The organism is Aurantimicrobium sp. (assembly GCF_036667855.1).
Taxonomy (GTDB): domain Bacteria; phylum Actinomycetota; class Actinomycetes; order Actinomycetales; family Microbacteriaceae; genus Aurantimicrobium.
The window spans coordinates 1-2,882 of sequence record NZ_JAVWTF010000094.1; the positions used below are offsets into that span (position 1 = coordinate 1).

The window sequence follows — 2,882 nt, forward strand, 5'->3', positions numbered from 1 at the left end:
CTGATGGAACCGGAATGCCTGACTCGTCTACCGGTGCTGTCGAGAGCGTGGATGCTGAAGTTTCACGTGTGGTGGAGCTCGTGCTCGAACACGCCGCAGAGCGCCCCACCGAATCACTCATGGTCATCACGGCCAGCCCCAAGCATGCCGTGCGCGTAGAGCAATCCGTTCTCTCTGCTTTTGCTCGCCGTGCTGATCTGGCCGAGTTCATCTTAGAAGATCGCCCCGAAGCCTTCGCTGTGATGACCCTCGAGCAGGCCGTGGCACAAAGCCGCGACCGCGTCATCTTCTCTATCGGTTATGGTCGCACTCCTCATGGTCGTTTGCTCTCTGACTTTGGCGCACTGGCTCTTCCTGGTGGTGAGCGACTGCTTGCAGTGGGCATGACCCGTGCTCGTCGTTCGATGGAGATTGTCTCCTGCTTCCGTCCTGGTGACATCGATGAGAGTCGCCTCTCGGACGGTATGCGCGCACTGGCTGAGGTCCTCTCCGAGACCGAGAAGCCTCACACTCGTGCCGAGAACACCGATGCGCCTGAGCCCATGCTGGTTGATCTGGCGAAGCGCTTGGAGCGTCGTGGTCTCCGCGTCTCGCTCAACCACGCAGGCGAGATTGCCCTGGCAGCGTCCTTCCAGGGCCGTGCTGTTGCGGTGGAGACCGATGCTGTGCTGGCTCGAGGCAGCCTGCGCGAATCACTACGTTTGCGCCCCGAGATGCTGCGCCGCCTCGGTTGGCACTACATCCGCATTCACGCCTTTGAACTCTTTGCTGATCCCGAGGCTGTTGCCACTCGTATTGCGGCACTCATCGGTGTTGAGCCCCAGGAAGACGACATTCAAACCGCACCCATTGAGATTCCAGTTGCTGCCGCTGCTGCAACGGTTGTGGTGGAAGAGGTCGTCGACGAGGTCATCGACAACGAGATCGTGGAAGAAGTTGTCTCCGTTGAGCTGACGGAAACTGTCGTTGTCGAAGAAATTGATGGTGAACTCCTCATCGAAGACGTGGTTGAAGAATCCGTCACGGTGACCGAGGTCGTTACAGATTCTCCTCGCAGTGTTGAGCCTGACGCGATCACTGAGCCCATCGATCTTCCTGAAAAGTAAAGAACGCATCTGATGGCTGAGAAGTCCGACTCTGCGCCAACTCCCCGTTCACGCAAGAACCGCCGTGTTCAGTGGCAACCAGAGGGTGTCACGGTTGATCCCAGCTTTGTTGATGCTCCTGCAGACGACTCAGGGGAAGACTGGGCAGAGCGCAGTCTGAGTAATGATGAACAGCTTAAGCGCGACAAACCACCCCACTGGGGCTAACGCTTCTTAGGAAGAAGAACTGGACGAGCCAGAAGTGCTCGAGCCTGAGCTTGAACTCTTCGAGTCTCCACTCGAGCGAGAGTCTGTGCGGTAGAAACCAGAGCCGTTGAACGTCACGCCCACGGTGTTGAACAATTTGCGCAGCTTGCCCTTGCAGGAAGGGCATTCGGTCAGTGAGTCATCGCTGAGTGCCTGCTGAATATCGAAAGCGTTGTCACACTCGGTGCAGCGGTAGGAATAGGTGGGCACAAGATCTCCGTGTTGCGTTGGTGGTGCGAATTAGAACGTAATGAGGGCGGAAGGGGTGACCACGCCGGTCACCGGCTGGTCATGCACTTCGCGGGGGAGTGAATCAACGTATTCACTATCGAACACGATGGCATAGACAGGTGGACGTTTGCCCATCGAGCCGAGGGTCTTGTCGAAGTAGCCACGACCCCAGCCCATGCGCACACCCTTCTTATCCACTGCGGAGGCAGGAACAATAATGAGGTCCACACCATTGATGGCGATAGGTCCGAGCAGTTCACCAGTGGGCTCAGGCAAGCCAAACATCCCGATGTTTTCATCGGGGGTGTCATTTGCAATGGCCCAGTCCAGCAAGCCGTCATCACGGGTCACGGGAAGAAGAACTTCAATGTTGTTCTCATAGGCCCAGGTGAGGAAGGGGCGAGTTTCGGGCTCGGTGGGGGTGGCGAGATAGCAGGAAAGCTTCTTCACGCCACGGGCAGCAACAAGGTGCTTCAGGTGCTCTGTAATCGCAGCAGTGTCGGCATCACGTTCGTGGGCACTCATATTGCGGCGACGATCACGAATCTCGGCACGCAAAGCCTGCTTTGCGGCCACGAGGTCTTCGGTCATGCCCCCAGTCTAATTGCCTCTCACATCAGCCAGTGGGCTTCGTTAGGCTGGTGGGCATGGCCGCCATCATTCCGACTCTGACCGAGGGTCGCGTGAGCATTCGTGGGATTAAACCCCGCGATGCCAAGAAGCTCGAAGAAGAGCTGATGCGTAATCGCTCATGGCTGCGCCAGTGGGAAGCCACCGCTCCTCAAAGCTTTGTCAGCTTTGACACCAAAGCAGGAATCAAGAACCTCCTAGCCCACGCACGCGCGGGATCGGGACTGCCCTTCGCCATCGAATATGACGGCGAACTGGTTGGTCAACTCAACGTCTCCGGCATTGTCTATGGGTCTCTCTCTTCCGCGCAGCTGGGCTACTGGGTTGCAGAACGCGTGGCAGGCAAGGGAGTGACCCCCACGGCCGTTGCCCTGGCAACTGATTACTGCCTGCAGAACTTGGGTCTTCATCGCATGGAGATCTGCATTCGTCCCGAGAACGCAGCATCGCTGCGCATCGTGGAGAAGCTGGGCTTCCGTTATGAGGGCTTACGTCGCCGCTATATCCACATTAACGGCGACTGGCGTGACCACTTTTCTTACGCCCTCACGCAAGAAGAAGTGCCTGCGGGGGTTCTCAATAGATGGCAGTTGGGTCTTGTCCCTGCGGATGTCAGCATGGTTCCTGCCGCTGACTTCGATGCTCTGGGTCGATAACGCTTTCCTGCAG

The 2,882-nt window shown here is 57.6% G+C and carries 4 protein-coding genes and 1 pseudogene; 3 read left to right on the top strand and 2 right to left on the bottom strand.

Annotated features, from left to right (window positions below; genetic code table 11):
* Together RR877_RS10255 and RR877_RS10260 are read left to right on the top strand one after the other, a co-directional pair.
* A pseudogene (locus tag RR877_RS10255) lies at window positions 1–1,106 on the top strand (hypothetical protein); the annotation flags it as partial.
* Between the two features lie 12 nt (window positions 1,107–1,118).
* On the top strand, window positions 1,119–1,313 hold the full coding sequence (locus tag RR877_RS10260; protein WP_110234359.1) for a hypothetical protein: 195 nt from the start codon (window positions 1,119–1,121) through the stop codon (window positions 1,311–1,313).
* A 6-nt stretch (window positions 1,314–1,319) separates the two neighbouring features.
* Here the strand turns inward: RR877_RS10260 and RR877_RS10265 are convergent, their stop codons facing one another.
* Together RR877_RS10265 and RR877_RS10270 are read right to left on the bottom strand one after the other, a co-directional pair.
* Window positions 1,320–1,562: an FmdB family zinc ribbon protein gene (locus RR877_RS10265; RefSeq protein ID WP_280796579.1), complete on the bottom strand. Its 243-nt coding sequence runs from the start codon at window positions 1,560–1,562 to the stop codon at window positions 1,320–1,322.
* 30 nt (window positions 1,563–1,592) lie between these two features.
* Window positions 1,593–2,174, bottom strand: coding sequence for a 5-formyltetrahydrofolate cyclo-ligase (locus tag RR877_RS10270; RefSeq protein WP_280802297.1), 582 nt, complete (start codon window positions 2,172–2,174; stop codon window positions 1,593–1,595).
* 56 nt (window positions 2,175–2,230) lie between these two features.
* Between RR877_RS10270 and RR877_RS10275 the strand changes: the two genes are divergently transcribed.
* Window positions 2,231–2,869: a GNAT family protein gene (locus tag RR877_RS10275; protein ID WP_110234353.1), complete on the top strand. Its 639-nt coding sequence runs from the start codon at window positions 2,231–2,233 to the stop codon at window positions 2,867–2,869.
* Window positions 2,870–2,882 lie beyond the last annotated feature (13 nt).

What these genes read in the sequence shown, in the direction of transcription:
- RR877_RS10260 (WP_110234359.1), top strand. Translation starts at nt 1,119, where the DNA reads ATGGCTGAGAAGTCCGACTCTGCGCCAACTCCCCGTTCACGCAAGAAC.
- RR877_RS10270 (WP_280802297.1), bottom strand. Translation starts at nt 2,174, where the DNA reads ATGACCGAAGACCTCGTGGCCGCAAAGCAGGCTTTGCGTGCCGAGATT.
- RR877_RS10275 (WP_110234353.1), top strand. Translation starts at nt 2,231, where the DNA reads ATGGCCGCCATCATTCCGACTCTGACCGAGGGTCGCGTGAGCATTCGT.